Below are 16,861 nucleotides of genomic sequence, written 5' to 3' on the forward strand. Positions count from 1 at the left end.
TTATCCCGATGTTACAGTAGGTTCCATTCCTTACAGTCTAGCGAAAACTGCGGAATCCCCGATTTAGCAAATAGAATATAAATGAGATGTTTGGGCGAATTGCCACAAAACAAGTCTTTGTAATTTTTTTTCAGTCGCCAATTATGACTGAGTGCCCTTACACTCACATTGAGTTAGGTCACGTTCCCTGTTTCGAATTTAAACAATTCATTTATGACGTTGGGAATCATATCATTTACTAATGACAGGCTCTAATTGGATTAGGATAGACGCCAAACCAAATTTTTCCAAAGGAACGCATATGTGGGCACAAAAAACTCTGCAATTAAAAGCACGTAGCCGAGGCTTTCATCTGGTCACTGATGAAATTGAACAACAATTACCACAAATCCAATCGCTTTCAGTAGGTTTGTTACATTTATTCATTCAGCATACGTCTGCCAGTTTGACTTTAAATGAAAATGCCGATCCAACAGTACGCATGGACATGGAAGCCCACTTCAATAAGTTTGTGCCTGAGCGTGCCCCTTACTACCAACACACTTATGAAGGTGATGATGACATGCCAGCTCATATAAAAGCGTCTTTGCTTGGTAGTAGTGTGACAATTCCTATTCAAAGCGGTCAATTAGCATTGGGGACATGGCAGGGCATTTACTTAGGCGAGCATCGAGACTACGGTGGCAGCCGACGCATTATCGCTACCATCAACGGCGAATAGCTTAGAGACAACAAAGGCTAACCTCAGGGTTAGCCTTTGTTTTATATCGAGTTAAAACGGTTGGTTTATCATAACTCGGAAAGTACCTTCATCGGCACCTTTTGCCATCTCGGCACGAACAACAATCCCTTCCACTTGGAAGCGTACTGCGCCACCGACGTTCCATTTCATGTCTTCATGTAATGTCTTGAGGTCATAATCGTCCGCGACTCGCCCCACTTCAACAAACGCAACCCATTGCCACCAAGGTAAGTCGTAATAGTTGATCAGAGGAATATCATCAAGCGGCTGCCAGTCTGGCAATACGCGGTATTCCGCAGAATAGTGAATCGCGCTGCGTCCATGGTAACGACCCGCAGTATAACCACGCAAGCGATACAAGCCACCCAAGCGAACTTGCTCCTGCTCTGGAGGACGACTACATACTGCGCCATCGCACTGATTCCATGTCGGTGTATCTGCAGTATAGAAATCGAATGCCAGAACTTGCTGATCAAACCAATCACCTAACGGACCTAGGGAATAGTACTGACTGTTTTGGAACTCCCACTTTAGCCATAAGTCTTCCGCCTGTAAGCTGTCTGCTCCTGTGGTTAAATCAAACGAGGTATGGGAGCCTCGCGTGGTATTACGCACACTGTCGCGGTTGTCCCAGTCAAATGTCAGGCTAAACCCTGTCGCTTCTTCTTTCTTATCGTTGTAGATGTCTAATTCACGAGAAGAATAAAACGGCGTGAAGATAATTGAGCTGACACCAGAATCGACCGGAGAAGCAAAACTTACATCGCGAATAGGTTGGAATGCACCAAGTAACCCATGTTCACGAACGTTACCCCAAGGAAGCAAGTACTTGAACTCGAGTTTATAGTTCTCTTCATCCCCATTGGTTATCGTTTTGTCTTCCGTTGAAGAGTTGTTTGAACCTTGATTGTCTAGGTAATATGGGTTGTCGTTAAAGCGCGCTTGATACATTTGCGTGCTAAACAAAAGATTTGATGACAAAGCGTAGTTGAAGGCAGAAAGAAAACCGACATAGCTATCTTTCTCAGAATACAGCCCCATACCAAACAATGCAGCTTGAGGTTGACCAACACCTTTTGCCACACCAGCTAAACCGATCGTGCTACCCATGGTATCCGTACTGAAATAGAACGGAACAAATGCTGAGTCTTTCTCTTTCGCGACTATCTGCGGGGATAAAAAAAGGCTGGCAGAGAATGCCAGCACTGAGAATAATCTTTTCTTCATGGGTTACTTCGAATATTCCATTTCGACGCGAGAAGTCAGTTTAGTCACCAATTCATAAGCGATAGTGCCGATGTGACTCGCCACTTCTTCTACTGGTAAATCCATACCCCACAAAATAGCTTCGTCGCTTACTTTATCAGTCGCGTCTGGACCTAAATCGACCGTCAGCATATCCATAGAAACGCGACCTGCAATTGGTACTTTGCGTCCGTTAACAAGAACTGGCGTACCATTCGGTGCTGTTCGTGGATAACCATCTCCGTACCCAACAGCAATGACACCGACTTTAGTATCTCGCTCACTGGTCCACATGCCACCATAGCCGACACTTTCACCTTTCTTCACTTCACGTACCGCGATTAAGTGCGATTTCAGTGTCATGACGGGTTTATAGCCCATGTCTTGTGCCGTTTTATCATCAAATGGAGACACGCCGTACATGATGATTCCAGGACGAACCCAATCAAGTTGACTCTGCGGCCATGCAAGCAGACCTGCCGATGCCGCTAAAGAGCGCTCTCCTTGACAGCCTGCGGTAAGCGACATAAATAAGTCGATCTGCTCTGTCGTAATACTATTACCTAGCTCATCGGCACAGCCAAAATGACTCATGTAACGTAGCGGTTTCGCCACGTTTGGACACTCTTTAAGGCGTGTGATGAATTCATCGTACTGTTCTGGACGCACACCAAGTCGGTGCATGCCACTATCGATTTTGAGCCAAACGACAACTGGCGTTTCAAGCTCTGCTTGCTCCAACGCCGTCAATTGCTCTTCACAGTGAACGACCGTTTGAATGTTGTTCGTCACCAATACAGGCAAATCACCTGGCGAATAAAAACCTTCAAGTAAAAGAATCGGCTTTACTACGCCACAAGCGCGTAACTGAAGGGCTTCTTCGATACGAGCAACACCAAAAGCATCCGCATGAGTAGCGTGTTTAGCTACATGACGAAGACCATGACCGTAGCCATTCGCCTTCACCACGGCCATCACTTTGCTGTCTGGTGCTTGTTCTTTTACTCGCTGTAAGTTGTGCTGCAGTGCTGACAAGTCAATGCATGCCATCGCGGCTTTCATGTAGCTCATTGCATTACTCATCATCAATATCAAATGCTGGACCCGCGTAGTTATCAAAGCGCGAGTGTTGACCTTGGAATGTTAAGCGAACCGAACCGATAGGACCGTTACGTTGCTTACCAATAATGATTTCTGCCGTGCCTTTGTATGGGCTGTCAGGATGGTAAACCTCGTCACGGTAAATAAACATGATCAAGTCGGCATCCTGCTCGATAGAGCCCGATTCACGCAAGTCTGAGTTAACCGGACGCTTATCTGCGCGTTGCTCTAGGGAACGGTTTAGCTGTGATAGCGCAACGACAGGCACATTCAATTCTTTCGCCAACGCTTTAAGCGAGCGCGAGATTTCCGCGATTTCCAAGGTACGGTTATCCGAAAGAGCAGGCACACGCATTAGCTGAAGGTAGTCGACCATGATCATGGACAAACCACCATGCTCACGAGCGATACGACGAGCACGAGATCGCACTTCGGTTGGCGTTAAACCTGAACTGTCATCAATGTACATGTTCTTCTTGTCCATAAGAATGCCCATGGTAGAAGAAATTCGCGCCCAATCTTCATCATCTAGCTGACCAGTACGAATCTTCGTTTGGTCAACACGAGATAAGGACGCCAACATACGCATCATCAGCTGTTCAGCAGGCATCTCTAACGAGAAGATAAGTACAGGTTTGTCTTGGCTCATCGCCGCGTTTTCACACAAGTTCATCGCAAAGGTAGTTTTACCCATCGATGGACGCGCCGCCACGATAACCAAATCCGAACCTTGTAGACCTGCCGTTTTCTTGTTGAGGTCATTAAAGCCGGTCGTTACCCCCGTCACACCGTCTTGCGGGGTTTTATATAGAATCTCAATTCGCTCTAGTGTTTTCTCCAGAATGTTATCCACGTTTTGTGGACCTTCATTCTCGCTAGTGCGTGATTCTGCAATGGCGAAAACTTTACTCTCCGCCATATCAATTAAGTCTTCTGAGCTTCGACCTTGAGGATCGTAACCAGCATCAGCGATTTCGTTCGCGACACCAATCAAACCACGTACAATCGCGCGCTCCGCGACAATATCAGCATATGCGTTAATGTTCGCCGCACTTGGGGTGTTTTTGGCAAGATCAGCAAGGTAGGCAAAACCACCCACGTCTTCCAATTGTTCGTGACGCTCTAGGTGTTCAGATAACGTGATCAAGTCGAGAGGCTTACCATCTTCAAGAATGGTTTTAACCCCTTCAAAAATCAGGCGATGGGGACGACTATAGAAATCACTACTTACAACACGTTCGGCTACGGTGTCCCAACGTTCATTGTCTAGTAATAGACCGCCAATTACTGATTGCTCAGCTTCTAGCGAGTGAGGTGGCACCTTGAGTGCTTCGACCTGACTGTCTGAAGGTTTGCGATTTCTGTTTTCCGCCATGACTTTGCTCGATAACTACTAATGACCCAAGATTATAACCTTAAACTTAGCTAAGATGCTTCCCTCATGAGACAATTACTTGTTAAGAATTCCACAAGTGAAGAACTAAAAAGTGGCTTTTTATAGTGCGAATTTGTTCGATTACGATAGAATCTCATCAATCCGTACTGAAGCATATTGTTTGTAAAGTTTAACACCTTCATAAAGGTGTCTAACAAGGTTCTACCGCTTAGGTCTAATAAAAATTAACCTATCATTGACCCAATAAAACATCTGTATCAGTATCATGCCCCTCCTTTTTATTTACGTTCGAGGTTTTTGTGTCCCGATACTGGTTACTTGGCTTTAGCTTACTTTGCACGGGAGCATCGTACGCTGAAGAATCAGTAAAGCCAGAGCAAGAAATTGAAGTGCCCGATCCTCTAAAAACTGAGGTCGAGTTCGGCTATCAAGCTCACACAGGTAACACGGACTCTCGTTCCCTGAATGCTCGTCTGAGTGCTGAATATACTTCTGGTCGCCACCGTTCTAATGGCGAATGGAAGTACTACAACCTTTACAAAGATGGCGAAGAAGACAAACGCTCTTCGACCTATAGCGCACAAACCGACTACAAGTTAGGTCCAAAGACATACTTGTATGGCAGTTTTAAAGGGGTTGATTCACGCTACAGTGCTTACTTTAAAGACTACACTCTTTCTGGCGGTCTGGGTTACCAGTTCGCTTATACTGAAAACTTCACCCTTGAGGCAGAAATTGGTCCTGGTTTTCGCTACCAAGAGCCAAATTTAGATGAGATTGATGATGATGACATCGTCTTTCCAGATATCGTTCAAGAAGGGATCTTGCGTGGTAACATCAATACCACGTGGCACGCACTTGATAACTTGAGCCTTTCTGCAGATATCACGTTAGTGAGTGGTAGAAGTAACACGCGTGTCGACAGTGATCTTAGTGTTACCAATGACATTACCGAAGACATTGCTCTTAAATTAGCGCACTCTCGCCAATATCACGATAAAGTGCCAGAGGGCTTGAGCAAGGCGGATAGTGTATTTTCCGTCAACCTTTTGTTTGCCTTCTAACTCCCGCTTTTCATCATATTCAGACATAAAAAAAGCACCTCCGAGGAGGTGCTTTTTACTATTTCGCTTGGTACTGAATTACTCAGCAGCAACAACTTGTAGGTTGATTGTAGCGAAAACTTCAGAGTGAAGTTGAACGCTGATCTCGAACTCACCAGTGTTACGTAGAGCACCTTCAGGAAGGCGAACTTCGCTCTTAGCAACTTCAACGCCTGCAGCTGTGATAGCTTCAGCGATGTCACGAGTACCGATAGAACCGAATAGTTTGCCTTCGTCACCAGCTTTAGAAGCAAGAACAACTGCTTCTAGAGCGTTAACTTTCTCAGCACGTGCTTCAGCAGCAGCTAGTTGCTCAGCAACTTTAGCTTCTAGTTCAGCGCGACGAGCTTCGAACATTTCAACGTTGCCTTTAGTCGCCATAACTGCTTTACCTTGAGGGATAAGGAAGTTACGCGCGTAGCCAGATTTAACGTTTACTGTGTCGCCAAGACCACCTAGGTTACCGATTTTATCAAGTAGAATAACTTGCATTGCTTAATCCTCTTTCTTAATAAAACGACCGATTACTGATGCTTATCAGTGTACGGTAGTAGAGCTAGGTAGCGTGAACGCTTGATAGCGCGAGCTAGTTGACGTTGGTATTTAGCGCTTGTACCAGTGATACGGCTAGGAACGATTTTACCAGCTTCAGTGATGTAGTTTTTAAGAGTTGCTACGTCTTTGTAATCAATCTCTTGTACGCCTTCTGCAGTGAAACGGCAGAATTTACGACGACGGAAGAAACGAGCCATGGGCTATCTCCTGATCTTAAATTTGAGTAATGTTGTCGGCGATAACACTAACTTCCTAAATCTTTCGATTGGAGTGACAAGTGATAAGCTCACTTATCTTAATGCTACTGCCTTGTACTAAATCTGAGTGAATACTTGTGACCTAAGCCCAGTGACGACTACCTGTCTAAATCTGCAGAGTAAAACTCTATCCGAAACCAACAGTGTCTTATTATCAATAGGCTTAATTACGAATGGGCAATTTGGCAATGAAGCCAAGTAGCACCATCCGGATGGTCAAAAGAAAAATTACTCAGCAGCTGCTTCTGGCTTAGCTTCAGCACGCTCTTCGCGACGAGGAGCACGCTCTTCTTTCTGCTTAAGCATGATAGATTGCTCAGTGATAGCCGCTTTAGTACGCATGATCATGTTACGTAGAACTGCATCGTTGAAACGGAAAGCAGTTTCTAGCTCATCGATTACAGCTTGGTCAGCTTCAACGTTCATTAGAACGTAGTGAGCTTTGTGAAGCTTGTTGATTGGGTAAGCCAGTTGACGGCGACCCCAGTCTTCTAGACGGTGGATTTTACCGCCAGCTTCAGTGATTGAACCAGTGTAACGCTCGATCATGCCAGCAACTTGCTCGCTTTGATCTGGGTGCACCATGAATACGATTTCGTAATGACGCATTGGTTGCTCCTTACGGATTATTCAGCTTCCACAAATGGCTCAGTCGTCCAGAGGAAGCAAGGAACTAAAGAAAATTGACTGAGTTTTAAGGAGCACGAATAGTACAGAAAGGACGCAAAATAGGCAAGTGATTATTTGCACACCGCGATGGATATTTTTTCTCGGTTTGCACTAGAAACAACAAAGGCTGCCGGTACGGTGGCAGCCTTTCAAATCATAGCGTTAACGCGCTAGTTTAAGAGCGTGTTTATCCGCGCTTATTTTGCTTCTGCAAGCTCAGCGCGCATTTTATCGATCACTTGCTTGTAATCTGGCTCACTGAAAATCGCAGAGCCCGCAACAAACATATCTGCGCCCGCTTCTGCGATTTCACGAATGTTGTCCACCTTCACACCACCATCGATTTCTAGGCGAATATCACGACCAGACTCATCAATCATCTTACGCACTGCGCGCAGTTTATCTAATGTGTGAGGAATGAATGATTGACCACCAAAACCTGGGTTAACTGACATCAGTAGGATCAAGTCAACTTTATCCATAATGAACTCAAGGTGAGCAAGTGGGGTTGCAGGGTTTAGAACCACGCCAGCTTTACAGCCGTGCTCTTTGATTAGTTGAAGCGTACGGTCTACGTGCTCAGATGCCTCAACGTGGAAAGTAATCATTGATGCACCTGCTTTCGCGAAATCAGGAATGATGCGATCGACTGGCTTCACCATTAGGTGTACATCAATTGGAGCTGTGATGCCGTAATCACGTAGCGCTTTACACACTGGAGCACCAAAAGTCAGGTTTGGTACATAGTGGTTATCCATAACGTCGAAGTGCACCACATCCGCACCCGCTGCGAGAACTTTCTCTACGTCTTCACCGAGACGAGCAAAATCAGCCGATAAAATGGATGGAGCAATTAGAAAATCTTTCATACCTGACCTCAGTAGTGGCGAGCAAACAGCAAACAATTTGCGCGCAATTCTACCGAAGCCAGTGGGGAGATCCACTATTTCAATGCAATAGTGTGAGAATTAAGAGTCAGATTTGTCCGCGTCAGGTGCACGAAATAGCGCCAGCAACTCGTCAACTTTATTACGGCCACTGCCATTACGACTGATGGTTCGCTTCACTTTTACGACATTAAGCTCCGCACCATGATAAAGGCGACGCGTTAATGTCGTGTCATGGTTTGAGATCAGAACAGGGATACCACGTTCAGTTGCGGCTTTCTCTGCAATATCAGCCAATGCAGCTTGATCATCCAGCGTAAAGCCGTTGCCAGCATAAGAGGTAAAGTTCGCCGTGTTCGACAACGGTGCGTACGGTGGATCGCAATAAACCACACTGCCTTTACGCGCTCGACTGAACGTTTCTGGGTAACCTTCACATACGAACGTCGCTTTCTTTGCTTTTTCAGCAAAGAATTCTAGCTCCGCTTCTGGAAAATAAGGCTTTTTGTAAGAACCAAACGGGACATTAAAGCCGCCTTTTTTGTTATAACGACATAAGCCATTAAAGCCAAAGCGGTTCATGTATAGGAACGCCAACGAGCGGTACATCACGTCATCTGTTTTATTAAACTCGGCGCGAATATTCAAGTACGCTTCTTTGCGATTGTTCTCTGCAACAAACCAGCGCTTCGCTTCTGAGATGTACTCTTCAGGACGCTCTTTTAGTAAGTTATAGAGATTAATCAGGTCGGGGTTAATATCCGCCAGTAGATAGTGGTCATAGTCGGTATTTAGAAAAACCGAGCCAGCACCAACAAAAGGTTCAACTAGCTTTCGAGCCGGTGGTAAATGACGTTGGATGTCTTCAACCAGACCGTATTTGCCTCCTGCCCACTTAAGAAAGGCTCGTTGCTTTTTCATCTACTGCTCTATCTATCGACCAAAAATTAAGGCTGCGGAATGTAACATATTTTTCAACGAAGCTCAGGATTATTTCACGCGATCAATTTCTCGATGTACTTGACCCAGTGATTTTGCCCATGGACTCACCGATTTAAGTGCATCTGGCAAGCTTTCAACAGCGTCTCGCGCCAGCTGAATCGTAGGGTAATCTTGGTAAGTGATAATGTACCACTCTGTTCCGCTACGAACGGTTGGATAAATTCTCACCTGACCATTTAAGTCGTACTTATCAAGGAACGCTTGTACATCCTCCATCGCCGTCATTGCCCCCAACTGTAAAGTGTAAGCACGAGGCGATAGTGCTTTCAGCTCTTCTCGAGCAAAAGAGAACTTCACTATCGGTTTTCCAGACGTCGCTTTCTCTGCTTCAGGCTGCTGACCGGTTTGAACCACATTGATCAATGAGGAATTTGATGCACTTTTCGCTTGAGGGATAGATTCTTCGACAACCGTTTCAATGTTAGTGGTATCGGCTGCTTCAGGCTTACCTTCTAGAAGTGCGTCAACGACATCCGACTCAATCACAACGCGTTGCTGCTTATCTTCGCTGCCGACACTCGCTACTTCACTCGTTACCGCTGGAGGAAGAGCATCTGAATCATCCGTAGCGTCTGTCAGGTTAGTATCATCCGAAGGCTCTGAGCCATCATCCATCGATGAATCTGCACGACTGATTTGAGCCTCTGGCTCGTTTAGAGTTGGAATGGCAGTTTGCTCAATGACTTCAGTGATTTGCTGCGCTTTATCATCAGGGCTTGGTTGATTATACATCCACCAATATCCACCAGCCGCCAACAAAAGTAATACCAGCACAACGAGTGCAATGTTAAGGGGCGAACCGACAATTGAGCGGATAATGATCCTTTTTTCCACTTTCATCTCTCCTAAAGCCATGATGTCACCCGGTACCGGGTCAACTTTCTTGAATGCATCTCGAACGCGTTTTTCAGAGTCATCATCGACATATCGAATCACTAGCGACTCAAAAAAGCGACGAGCTTCAACTTCTGACAGCATATCAATATCGAGTTCAACTGGCTTGTACTCTTGTCCGTAGCTAATACGCGACAATACTGACTCTAAACGCCCAGTTTGCGTGAACAGTAAGACGTTGATTTTCCAATTTGGATTGGCTTGCGCAGCAAGCACTAGCATCCATAGCTCTGAAACTAGGTTTTCACTCAACAAATGCGCATCATCGACCACGATGGCAATATCGCACGTGTCATCACCTAAGATTCTCTCCAAGCTATCGAGCAAAGTATCTTGCTGATTGAACAACGCATCCGAGACGATCTGACTCAAGATAAGCATGCGACGCTGCACATCATCTTGATTTGAATGACAAAGTAACAAACATTGATTTTTGTTACTGGCACCGAGCTCAAGGTATCGCTGTGCCAACCAAGATTTTCCGTACCCGGCTTGACCATTAACAGCGATCAGATTAGACGCAAAGTTAGTTAATAAGCCTAATCGGTCTAATAACTCGGTTTGTGAATCCAATTCAAGAACGTGAGCGAAACTCATCTAAATAACCTTAATAAACTACAAGAATGACGCCCCAAGGCGCCATTACAAGGTTAAATGTCTCGACCGAAGTCGATAGCTTGTTTGATTATGTCTTGCGGCGTATCAGCAATGACTTCGGCACTACCAATACCCGTAGGTAAAACTAAGCGTAATTGACCAGACAATACTTTTTTGTCGCGCATCATGTGCGTCATGAAGTCATCAAAAGTCATGCTATCTGGCGTATGCACTGGCAGTTTTGCTCGGCGCATAATGGAAATGATGCGATCAAGCTGCTCTTGCGAAATTAATCCACGCAAATGAGATGTTTTCGCCGCCATAATCGTACCCGAAGATACCGCTTCACCGTGTAGCCAGTTACCATAGCCAAGTTCAGCTTCAATGGCATGGCCAAAGGTATGACCCAGGTTCAACAGCGCTCGAATGCCCGACTCTTTCTCATCTTGAGCAACCACTTCCGCTTTGATTTCACAACAACGTGCAATAGCGTAAGTTAGCGCCTCTTCGTCAAGTGCATACAATCGTTCTAGATTCTCTTCTAGCCAATCGAAAAAAGCAGCATCGTAAATGATGCCGTATTTGATCACTTCTGCAATACCCGCTGCAAACTCGCGTTCTGGCAGTGTCGATAGGCAGTTAGTATCGATGATAACGGCTTTAGGTTGGTAGAAGGCACCAATCATGTTTTTGCCCAGCGGATGGTTAACTGCGGTTTTACCACCTACTGATGAATCCACTTGAGACAATAATGTGGTTGGGATTTGAATGAAATCAACACCACGTTGGTAACACGCCGAAGCAAAACCCACCAAGTCGCCAATAACACCACCACCTAACGCAATAATCACCACATCACGAGCATAACTTCCCTCTAGCAGGAAGTTCATGACTTGATTAAATACGTCTAAGCTTTTGTATTGTTCGCCATCTGGCAATTCAAGCAGGGATGCATCACAACCGAGCTGTTTTAGTTGGCTAAGAATTTTATCCGCATACAGAGGCGCGACCGTAACATTACTGATCACAACCACTTTCTGGTTTGCGTTTTTGCTTGAAAGAATTTGAGAAAGGTACGCCGGGTCTTCAAATAACCCGGCGCCAATTGAGATTGGGTAGCTACGCTCTGCTAGATTGACCGTAATCCGTTCCATCGGTGTGCTCCAATTTGAAAAAGATAAATGCTTATCTCTCTTCTAGCATTTTTACGATCTGGTTGGCTACCACTTTTGCACTCTGATCGTCAGTACGAACTGTGTAATCCGCTACTTCTTCGTATAGAGGGTTACGTTCGCCTGCCAAACTTTCCAACACTTCACGAGGGTTTTCAGTTTGAAGTAGAGGACGCTTCTTGTCGCGGTTTGTACGCGCAAGTTGCTTTTCAATAGTTGTTTCTAGGTAAACAACAACACCACGTGCTGAAAGACGGTTACGGTTTTCTTTGCTCTTAACAGAACCACCGCCTGTTGCTAGCACGATGCCTTGCTCTTGAGTTAGGTCTTCAAGTACCGCTTCTTCGCGCTTACGGAAGCCTTCTTCGCCTTCTACATCAAAAACCCAAGCAATGTCTGCACCAGTGCGTTCTTCGATCACTGTATCAGAGTCTACGAACTCCATATGCAGTTGCTGTGCTAGATGTCTACCAATTGTACTTTTGCCGGCACCCATTGGGCCAACAAGGAAAATATTACGTTTCTCAGCCATATTTAGCGATAATTTACAACGTTAATTCAATAAGATCGCCACAAGAAACACACAGCCAAACTGCTGTTCTACAAGGCTTGTGGCACCAATTCCTCACAGATAATTCGTGATAAGACCCGAAATTATCCAAGCATGGTGCCACTAATGCAACTTTATTTTTGATCTAATCGATTTTTTACTCGCTGAGTCTTACTGAATCACCACTTTAGGCGTAACAAAAATCAGCAACTCACTTTTACCGACATTTTCGTAACTTCGACGGAAAAGTGCCCCTAAGAGCGGTAAATCACCTAATAAAGGTACCTTATCGACGGAGTTTGTAATGCTGTGTTGGAAAATACCACCAAGCACAACCGTCTCACCATTATTCACCAATACTTGAGTGCCAATACGCTGAGTATCAATCGCAACTGCCTCACCGGTACCAGTTTTTACCACTTGACCCGGTCTATCTTGCGTAACACTCAAATCCAGCACCAAACGGTTATCAGGCGTGATCTGCGGTGTCACTTTTAAGCTCAGCACTGCTTTTTTGAACGTTACGGAGGTCGCACCGCTGGAAGAGGATTCTAGGTAAGGAATTTCAGTACCTTGTTCAATATAAGCTGGCTTCTTATTGGTAGTAATTAAACGCGGACTAGAAATGATTTCTGCTTTTGATTCTTGTTGCAACGCAGACAACTCCAAATCCAACAAAGTATCAGACCCTAGTTTCGCAACTTGGAAAGCAATACTGGTTGCATTCGGGCTGGTTGCAGCAAGGTTAACGTTCAGGAAGTCATCAATACCAACACTGCCGCCACCGTCTTCACCATCGCCGTCGCCACCGCCGCCATCGTAGAGACCAATAGTTGCAAGGTTGTTCTCGATCGATCCACCAACCGTATGACTACCATTAATCGATGTGAAGCCCCAGCGAACGCCAAGTTCATCCATGTTACCTTCATTGATAGTCACGATACGTGCTTCAATCTGAACTTGTTTTACTGGGATATCTAATGATTCAATGATTTCGCGAATTACTTGAATATTCTCCGGCAACTCACGGATCAATAATGAGTTAGTACGCTCATCAATCGTCATGCTGCCACGATCAGAAAGCATACTAATGTTACCTTCACCGTTAATCATCTCTGCAATATCCGATGCTTTCGCAAAATTCACTTTGATAATTTCAGAAGAAAGTTCACCCATTTCTTGTTCAAGCTTTTGTTTTTCTAGTTGTTGCTTCTCGCGCAGATCGAGCTCATCCTTCGGAGCAACCAAAATAACGTTACCATCTACACGCTTATCCAAGCCTTTGACTTGAAGGATGATATCCAGCACTTGTTGCCAAGGTACACCGTCCAAACGCAAGGTCAGGTTCCCTTCAACTGAGTCTGAAACCACAAGGTTAAACTGGTTGTAATCAGCAATAAGCTGCAGCACATTTCGCACCGGAATATCTTGGAAGTTAATCGAAATCAACTTGCCTTCTTTTTCCAGAATACTTTTGTCTGGTGCTTTTTCGTTGGCTTTGAGCTTACCAACCTTCACCTCAAGGTAACGTCCTGTGAGGCGATAGTCATGGGTATAATCTTCATCAATGTAAGCGACCAAACGCGTCGTAGAGGTATCGCGGAAAACCTCAACACTCTCTACCACTGTAGAGAAGTCTTTTACATCAAGTAGATAAAGCTGATCGTCTTTAACTGACGTATTGAGCAAGTCGATACTTAAACCTTCTTGCACACGCTTGATATCAACAATAGCAGCTGGCGATGCAAGCTCTACGACGATAACCGCGTCTTTATCTTTATTAGTACGGAAGTCGATGCTCTTAAGCGAGTTAGACTTTACTTCTTCCGCTGCGACTAAAGGGGCTAAAAGTAGAAACAACCATAAAGAGAAGAGCCCTGTTAGCTTCCTTGGTGTCAGTGTTAATCCTTGTCTCATTTTCATCATTACTCAATATCAAAAATAAATGCAGCTATGCCTATCTCAAAGCCAACTTAACTTTGCGTTTTTGCCAACAGCCCAAACCGTCTGGCAAGGTTTCATTAATCAATAAATAGTTGTGGGATACATGGGTAACCTTGCCATTGTTGCGTCCGAGGTATTGACCTGGTTTTACTTTGTAAACAGTGCCATTCGGAGCCTGAACCAACCCAGAAACACTGCTGCCGATACCCATCACACCCTTCAAGCGCAGTTGCGCAAGAGGAAACCTTTCCAATTTGCCAGTTCGCTTTCTTGAAGGAGGTTGCCAGCAGTCTTTTCTTGCAACAGGTTGAGTCGCAATCGTTGCCTCTTTTGGTAATTCGAAAGGTGCACGCAATATTTCGGGTTCGTAATTAACGACAACATACTCTTCAACAGGCTGCAGTTTGGTGACATCACGGCGAGCTTGGTTCTCCACGTCACGAATAAATTCCGTCAGTGATTCATCATTGGCTTGGCAGGCAGTCAAAACGCCAGCAATACACACCATCAGCAAAGATTTACTTCTCATCTTTCTTCACCTCTGGTTTGAACTGGTAAGTGTTTGCTTTCACACGAAAGTGCAGAGTTTCACTCTCTTGGCTGACACGCTGCCAAGTCACGTCTTTAAAAGTGATGATGCGTGGCAACGTCGCAATCGCTTGGGAGAAACGGCCGATATCATGAAAATCCCCTGTCAACTCAATGTCGAGCGGTAAACGATAAAGGAAGTGTTCTGATTGCTTATCACCCCAGTCGATTCGGGTGAACGTCAACTTATTATCAATTCCGAGTTCATTCACCGAAGCCAACATGGTTGCCAGCTCTTTCTGTGCAGGCAGTTGTTGCAGTAGCAATTCGTATCGAGTAGTAAGCTCATCAAGTTGCGATTGCAATTGAGGCAAAGCAGCGACTTTGTTCGCTTTGATCCGTAACGCAACTTTTAAGGTTTGTTCTTCTTGAATAAGGTTATTCAGCTGTTCTTGCTCTGGCTTTAAATAAAACCAATAACCAAGGCCTTGAATCAGCACAACTAACAACAAGATCACTACTATCTGAGGCACCAATGGCCACTCAGCGATCTCATCCATTTCTAGATCTTGCCAATTAACCATGTTGGTTACCTCCTTTCACCGAGGCGTCTTTGAACATGAAGGAAACTTTGAAAGTCTGAAACTCTTTTCCAAAACGCGCTTTACCATGAACGATAGAATGCATGTCGACATCTAGCAGCTTGGCTGAACGCTCCATGTTGTCGAGCATGGTGGCCAAGCGAGGTGTACTATCAGAGATACCCGAGATTTCAATTTCATAATCATTCATTTTGATCTTATCGACGTAGACTCCTTCAGGGATCACCGACGGCATCAGGTTCATGAACTCCGTGGTCTTATTACGCCCATTTTGCAAACCTTCAACGATCTTTAACCTCTCCAAGATCTTGCTGTGCTCTTGTTCAGCAATCTTCATCGCTTCGATTCGTTTATCAAGCTGGGAGATATAGTGCGCCAAATAATCAAGGCGCTGCTGTTGTTGATCCTGCTGATATTGATAGAACTTACCAATGCCCCATTGCACGCCCAACGCAACAATCACCCCCAAGACGATCAAACTGAGAAAGCGGCGGCGGTGTTCTTCACGTTGATTCTCACGCCACGCAAGGAGGTTAATGTGATACAGCATGTTTGCCTCCTAGCCATTGAATACCTCTAACCGCTAAGCCCGCAGCCGCAGTAAAATGCTGCCAATCTGCTGCACGGCGTTTGCGTTTCGATACTTTCATCTCGAATAGACCGAGCGGATTAAGCAACTCACACTCCAATGCCAACTGACTTGAAAGTTCTTCTGCTAACATTGGCGTAGCTGCACCTTCACCAGACAACCAAATGCCTTTGATGTCTTGACTTCCATTAATCGAGGTATAGAGCTGAATCTGGCGCTTTACACGATCAACGATTTGTCGATTAAACTGCTCGGTAGCAACCTGCGTGTCTTCAGCAAGAGGGTCTTGCTGAAATAGATCATTTGAAGTGCGCGTGCCGTAAGGAAATTCCTTGTGGAACAATTCACTCTGCTCTGTAAACATGGTGAAAGAGCTGCTCAATGCACTGATATCCAACAAGCAATACTTGCTCTTTTCAGGGAAGCGCTCGACAGCCAGTTTCCATATATGCCCTAAACTTTGTGAATGCACGTCCACCAGCACGGTTTTCAAGCCTGACTTTTGCAGAGCATCGACACGAGTTTCAACGACATCTTTGCGAGTCGCGAATACTTGATAACCGTCTGTTCCACGCATCTGCTCATCGGCATCAAGCTTTACAAAATCAAGACTGAGCTCTTCAACAGGAAATGGGGATTGATGCGAGAAAGCTTGCACCACGGCAAACTCTTTCTCACTCTCCTCCAAGTTCTGCTCAATTTGCAGCTTCTTGCTGATCACGGCATTGTCAGGAACAGAAATTGCGACCCGTCGAGCCCAAAATGGCAGCTCTTTTCTTATCTCTTTAAGGGTCTTTACAATTTCTTGATGATTTATGGTGTTATTTTCAGCGACAATACCTTCCTTAAGTATTATTTCTTTGTAACCCAATAAGGCGTAACTGTTGCCATTGGGTTTAAGTACCACGGCTTTGAGGCTGTTATGGCCAATATCTATGCCCGTAACTAATAGCTTATCCATCTCTACTCTCGCTCCGAAATTCCTGCGTGCTTATGTAGTTAGCGCACAGAGAATTTTCTTCGTGCAA

18 protein-coding genes are annotated in these 16,861 nt (G+C 45.1%); 2 read left to right on the forward strand and 16 right to left on the reverse strand.

Annotation, left to right across the window (positions count from 1 at the left end):
• The first annotated feature begins 301 nt into the window (after nt 1–301).
• Nucleotides 302–721, forward strand: a complete 420-nt coding sequence (locus VHA02S_RS16510) for a secondary thiamine-phosphate synthase enzyme YjbQ (protein ID WP_005451524.1) — start codon at nt 302–304, stop codon at nt 719–721.
• Between the two features lie 51 nt (nt 722–772).
• Here VHA02S_RS16510 and VHA02S_RS16515 read toward each other — a convergent pair whose 3' ends face one another.
• Genes VHA02S_RS16515 through VHA02S_RS16525 form a run of 3 tightly spaced genes read right to left on the reverse strand, consistent with a single transcriptional unit; the run spans nt 773 to nt 4,463 of the window.
• Nucleotides 773–1,969 (reverse strand): BamA/TamA family outer membrane protein, encoded by a 1,197-nt coding sequence (locus tag VHA02S_RS16515; protein ID WP_038898113.1) that lies wholly within the window; start codon nt 1,967–1,969, stop codon nt 773–775.
• Nucleotides 1,970–1,972: 3 nt separating this feature from the next.
• Nucleotides 1,973–3,049 carry an alanine racemase gene (gene alr / locus VHA02S_RS16520; RefSeq protein ID WP_005451522.1) on the reverse strand — a complete coding sequence of 359 codons (1,077 nt, stop codon included), beginning with the start codon at nt 3,047–3,049 and terminating at the stop codon, nt 1,973–1,975.
• Between the two features lie 13 nt (nt 3,050–3,062).
• Nucleotides 3,063–4,463, reverse strand: a complete 1,401-nt coding sequence (locus VHA02S_RS16525; RefSeq protein WP_005451521.1) for a replicative DNA helicase — start codon at nt 4,461–4,463, stop codon at nt 3,063–3,065.
• Between the two features lie 320 nt (nt 4,464–4,783).
• On the opposite strand from VHA02S_RS16525, the gene VHA02S_RS16530 reads away from it, so the two are divergent.
• Nucleotides 4,784–5,548, forward strand: coding sequence for a DUF481 domain-containing protein (locus VHA02S_RS16530; protein WP_009697565.1), 765 nt, complete (start codon nt 4,784–4,786; stop codon nt 5,546–5,548).
• Between the two features lie 78 nt (nt 5,549–5,626).
• Here the strand turns inward: VHA02S_RS16530 and rplI are convergent, their stop codons facing one another.
• The 13 genes from rplI to pilM all read right to left on the reverse strand — a co-directional run bounded on the left by rplI (nt 5,627) and on the right by pilM (nt 16,794).
• Nucleotides 5,627–6,079, reverse strand: a complete 453-nt coding sequence (gene rplI, locus VHA02S_RS16535) for a 50S ribosomal protein L9 (RefSeq protein ID WP_005451518.1) — start codon at nt 6,077–6,079, stop codon at nt 5,627–5,629.
• Between the two features lie 32 nt (nt 6,080–6,111).
• The gene (gene rpsR / locus VHA02S_RS16540) at nt 6,112–6,339 is read right to left on the reverse strand and encodes a 30S ribosomal protein S18 (RefSeq protein ID WP_000090472.1); all 228 of its coding nucleotides are present in this window, start codon (nt 6,337–6,339) and stop codon (nt 6,112–6,114) included.
• Nucleotides 6,340–6,627: 288 nt separating this feature from the next.
• Nucleotides 6,628–7,008 (reverse strand): 30S ribosomal protein S6, encoded by a 381-nt coding sequence (gene rpsF / locus VHA02S_RS16545; RefSeq protein ID WP_005451516.1) that lies wholly within the window; start codon nt 7,006–7,008, stop codon nt 6,628–6,630.
• 257 nt (nt 7,009–7,265) lie between these two features.
• Complete coding sequence (gene rpe, locus VHA02S_RS16550) at nt 7,266–7,937, reverse strand: ribulose-phosphate 3-epimerase (RefSeq protein WP_005451514.1); 672 nt, start codon at nt 7,935–7,937, stop codon at nt 7,266–7,268.
• A gap of 99 nt (nt 7,938–8,036) precedes the next feature.
• On the reverse strand, nt 8,037–8,876 hold the full coding sequence (locus tag VHA02S_RS16555) for a Dam family site-specific DNA-(adenine-N6)-methyltransferase (RefSeq protein ID WP_005451513.1): 840 nt from the start codon (nt 8,874–8,876) through the stop codon (nt 8,037–8,039).
• A gap of 69 nt (nt 8,877–8,945) precedes the next feature.
• Complete coding sequence (locus tag VHA02S_RS16560) at nt 8,946–10,448, reverse strand: SPOR domain-containing protein (RefSeq protein WP_009697564.1); 1,503 nt, start codon at nt 10,446–10,448, stop codon at nt 8,946–8,948.
• A gap of 53 nt (nt 10,449–10,501) precedes the next feature.
• Nucleotides 10,502–11,602 (reverse strand): 3-dehydroquinate synthase, encoded by a 1,101-nt coding sequence (aroB, locus tag VHA02S_RS16565; protein ID WP_038898114.1) that lies wholly within the window; start codon nt 11,600–11,602, stop codon nt 10,502–10,504.
• Nucleotides 11,603–11,633: 31 nt separating this feature from the next.
• Entirely contained in the window at nt 11,634–12,152 is a 519-nt protein-coding gene (aroK, locus tag VHA02S_RS16570) for a shikimate kinase AroK (protein WP_005451507.1), read from the reverse strand.
• Between the two features lie 189 nt (nt 12,153–12,341).
• Nucleotides 12,342–14,093, reverse strand: coding sequence for a type IV pilus secretin PilQ (locus tag VHA02S_RS16575; protein WP_005451505.1), 1,752 nt, complete (start codon nt 14,091–14,093; stop codon nt 12,342–12,344).
• A gap of 34 nt (nt 14,094–14,127) precedes the next feature.
• The gene (locus VHA02S_RS16580; RefSeq protein WP_005451501.1) at nt 14,128–14,643 is read right to left on the reverse strand and encodes a pilus assembly protein PilP; all 516 of its coding nucleotides are present in this window, start codon (nt 14,641–14,643) and stop codon (nt 14,128–14,130) included.
• Nucleotides 14,633–15,226, reverse strand: a complete 594-nt coding sequence (locus VHA02S_RS16585) for a type IV pilus inner membrane component PilO (protein WP_005451500.1) — start codon at nt 15,224–15,226, stop codon at nt 14,633–14,635. The genes VHA02S_RS16580 and VHA02S_RS16585 overlap by 11 nt, the downstream gene beginning before the upstream one ends.
• Nucleotides 15,219–15,794, reverse strand: coding sequence for a PilN domain-containing protein (locus VHA02S_RS16590; RefSeq protein ID WP_005451499.1), 576 nt, complete (start codon nt 15,792–15,794; stop codon nt 15,219–15,221). The genes VHA02S_RS16585 and VHA02S_RS16590 overlap by 8 nt, the downstream gene beginning before the upstream one ends.
• Nucleotides 15,778–16,794, reverse strand: coding sequence for a type IV pilus assembly protein PilM (gene pilM, locus VHA02S_RS16595; RefSeq protein ID WP_029789968.1), 1,017 nt, complete (start codon nt 16,792–16,794; stop codon nt 15,778–15,780). Before pilM ends, VHA02S_RS16590 begins: the two co-directional genes overlap by 17 nt.
• Nucleotides 16,795–16,861: the final 67 nt, after the last annotated feature.

Source organism: Vibrio harveyi NBRC 15634 = ATCC 14126 = KCTC 12724 (assembly GCF_001591145.1).
Classification (GTDB): Bacteria; Pseudomonadota; Gammaproteobacteria; order Enterobacterales; family Vibrionaceae; genus Vibrio; species Vibrio harveyi.

What these genes read in the sequence shown, in the direction of transcription:
- VHA02S_RS16510 (WP_005451524.1), top strand. Translation starts at nt 302, where the DNA reads ATGTGGGCACAAAAAACTCTGCAATTAAAAGCACGTAGCCGAGGCTTT.
- VHA02S_RS16515 (WP_038898113.1), bottom strand. Translation starts at nt 1,969, where the DNA reads ATGAAGAAAAGATTATTCTCAGTGCTGGCATTCTCTGCCAGCCTTTTT.
- alr (WP_005451522.1), bottom strand. Translation starts at nt 3,049, where the DNA reads ATGAAAGCCGCGATGGCATGCATTGACTTGTCAGCACTGCAGCACAAC.
- VHA02S_RS16525 (WP_005451521.1), bottom strand. Translation starts at nt 4,463, where the DNA reads ATGGCGGAAAACAGAAATCGCAAACCTTCAGACAGTCAGGTCGAAGCA.
- rplI (WP_005451518.1), bottom strand. Translation starts at nt 6,079, where the DNA reads ATGCAAGTTATTCTACTTGATAAAATCGGTAACCTAGGTGGTCTTGGC.
- rpsR (WP_000090472.1), bottom strand. Translation starts at nt 6,339, where the DNA reads ATGGCTCGTTTCTTCCGTCGTCGTAAATTCTGCCGTTTCACTGCAGAA.
- rpsF (WP_005451516.1), bottom strand. Translation starts at nt 7,008, where the DNA reads ATGCGTCATTACGAAATCGTATTCATGGTGCACCCAGATCAAAGCGAG.
- rpe (WP_005451514.1), bottom strand. Translation starts at nt 7,937, where the DNA reads ATGAAAGATTTTCTAATTGCTCCATCCATTTTATCGGCTGATTTTGCT.
- VHA02S_RS16555 (WP_005451513.1), bottom strand. Translation starts at nt 8,876, where the DNA reads ATGAAAAAGCAACGAGCCTTTCTTAAGTGGGCAGGAGGCAAATACGGT.
- VHA02S_RS16560 (WP_009697564.1), bottom strand. Translation starts at nt 10,448, where the DNA reads ATGAGTTTCGCTCACGTTCTTGAATTGGATTCACAAACCGAGTTATTA.
- aroB (WP_038898114.1), bottom strand. Translation starts at nt 11,602, where the DNA reads ATGGAACGGATTACGGTCAATCTAGCAGAGCGTAGCTACCCAATCTCA.
- aroK (WP_005451507.1), bottom strand. Translation starts at nt 12,152, where the DNA reads ATGGCTGAGAAACGTAATATTTTCCTTGTTGGCCCAATGGGTGCCGGC.
- VHA02S_RS16575 (WP_005451505.1), bottom strand. Translation starts at nt 14,093, where the DNA reads ATGAAAATGAGACAAGGATTAACACTGACACCAAGGAAGCTAACAGGG.
- VHA02S_RS16580 (WP_005451501.1), bottom strand. Translation starts at nt 14,643, where the DNA reads ATGAGAAGTAAATCTTTGCTGATGGTGTGTATTGCTGGCGTTTTGACT.
- VHA02S_RS16585 (WP_005451500.1), bottom strand. Translation starts at nt 15,226, where the DNA reads ATGGTTAATTGGCAAGATCTAGAAATGGATGAGATCGCTGAGTGGCCA.
- VHA02S_RS16590 (WP_005451499.1), bottom strand. Translation starts at nt 15,794, where the DNA reads ATGCTGTATCACATTAACCTCCTTGCGTGGCGTGAGAATCAACGTGAA.
- pilM (WP_029789968.1), bottom strand. Translation starts at nt 16,794, where the DNA reads ATGGATAAGCTATTAGTTACGGGCATAGATATTGGCCATAACAGCCTC.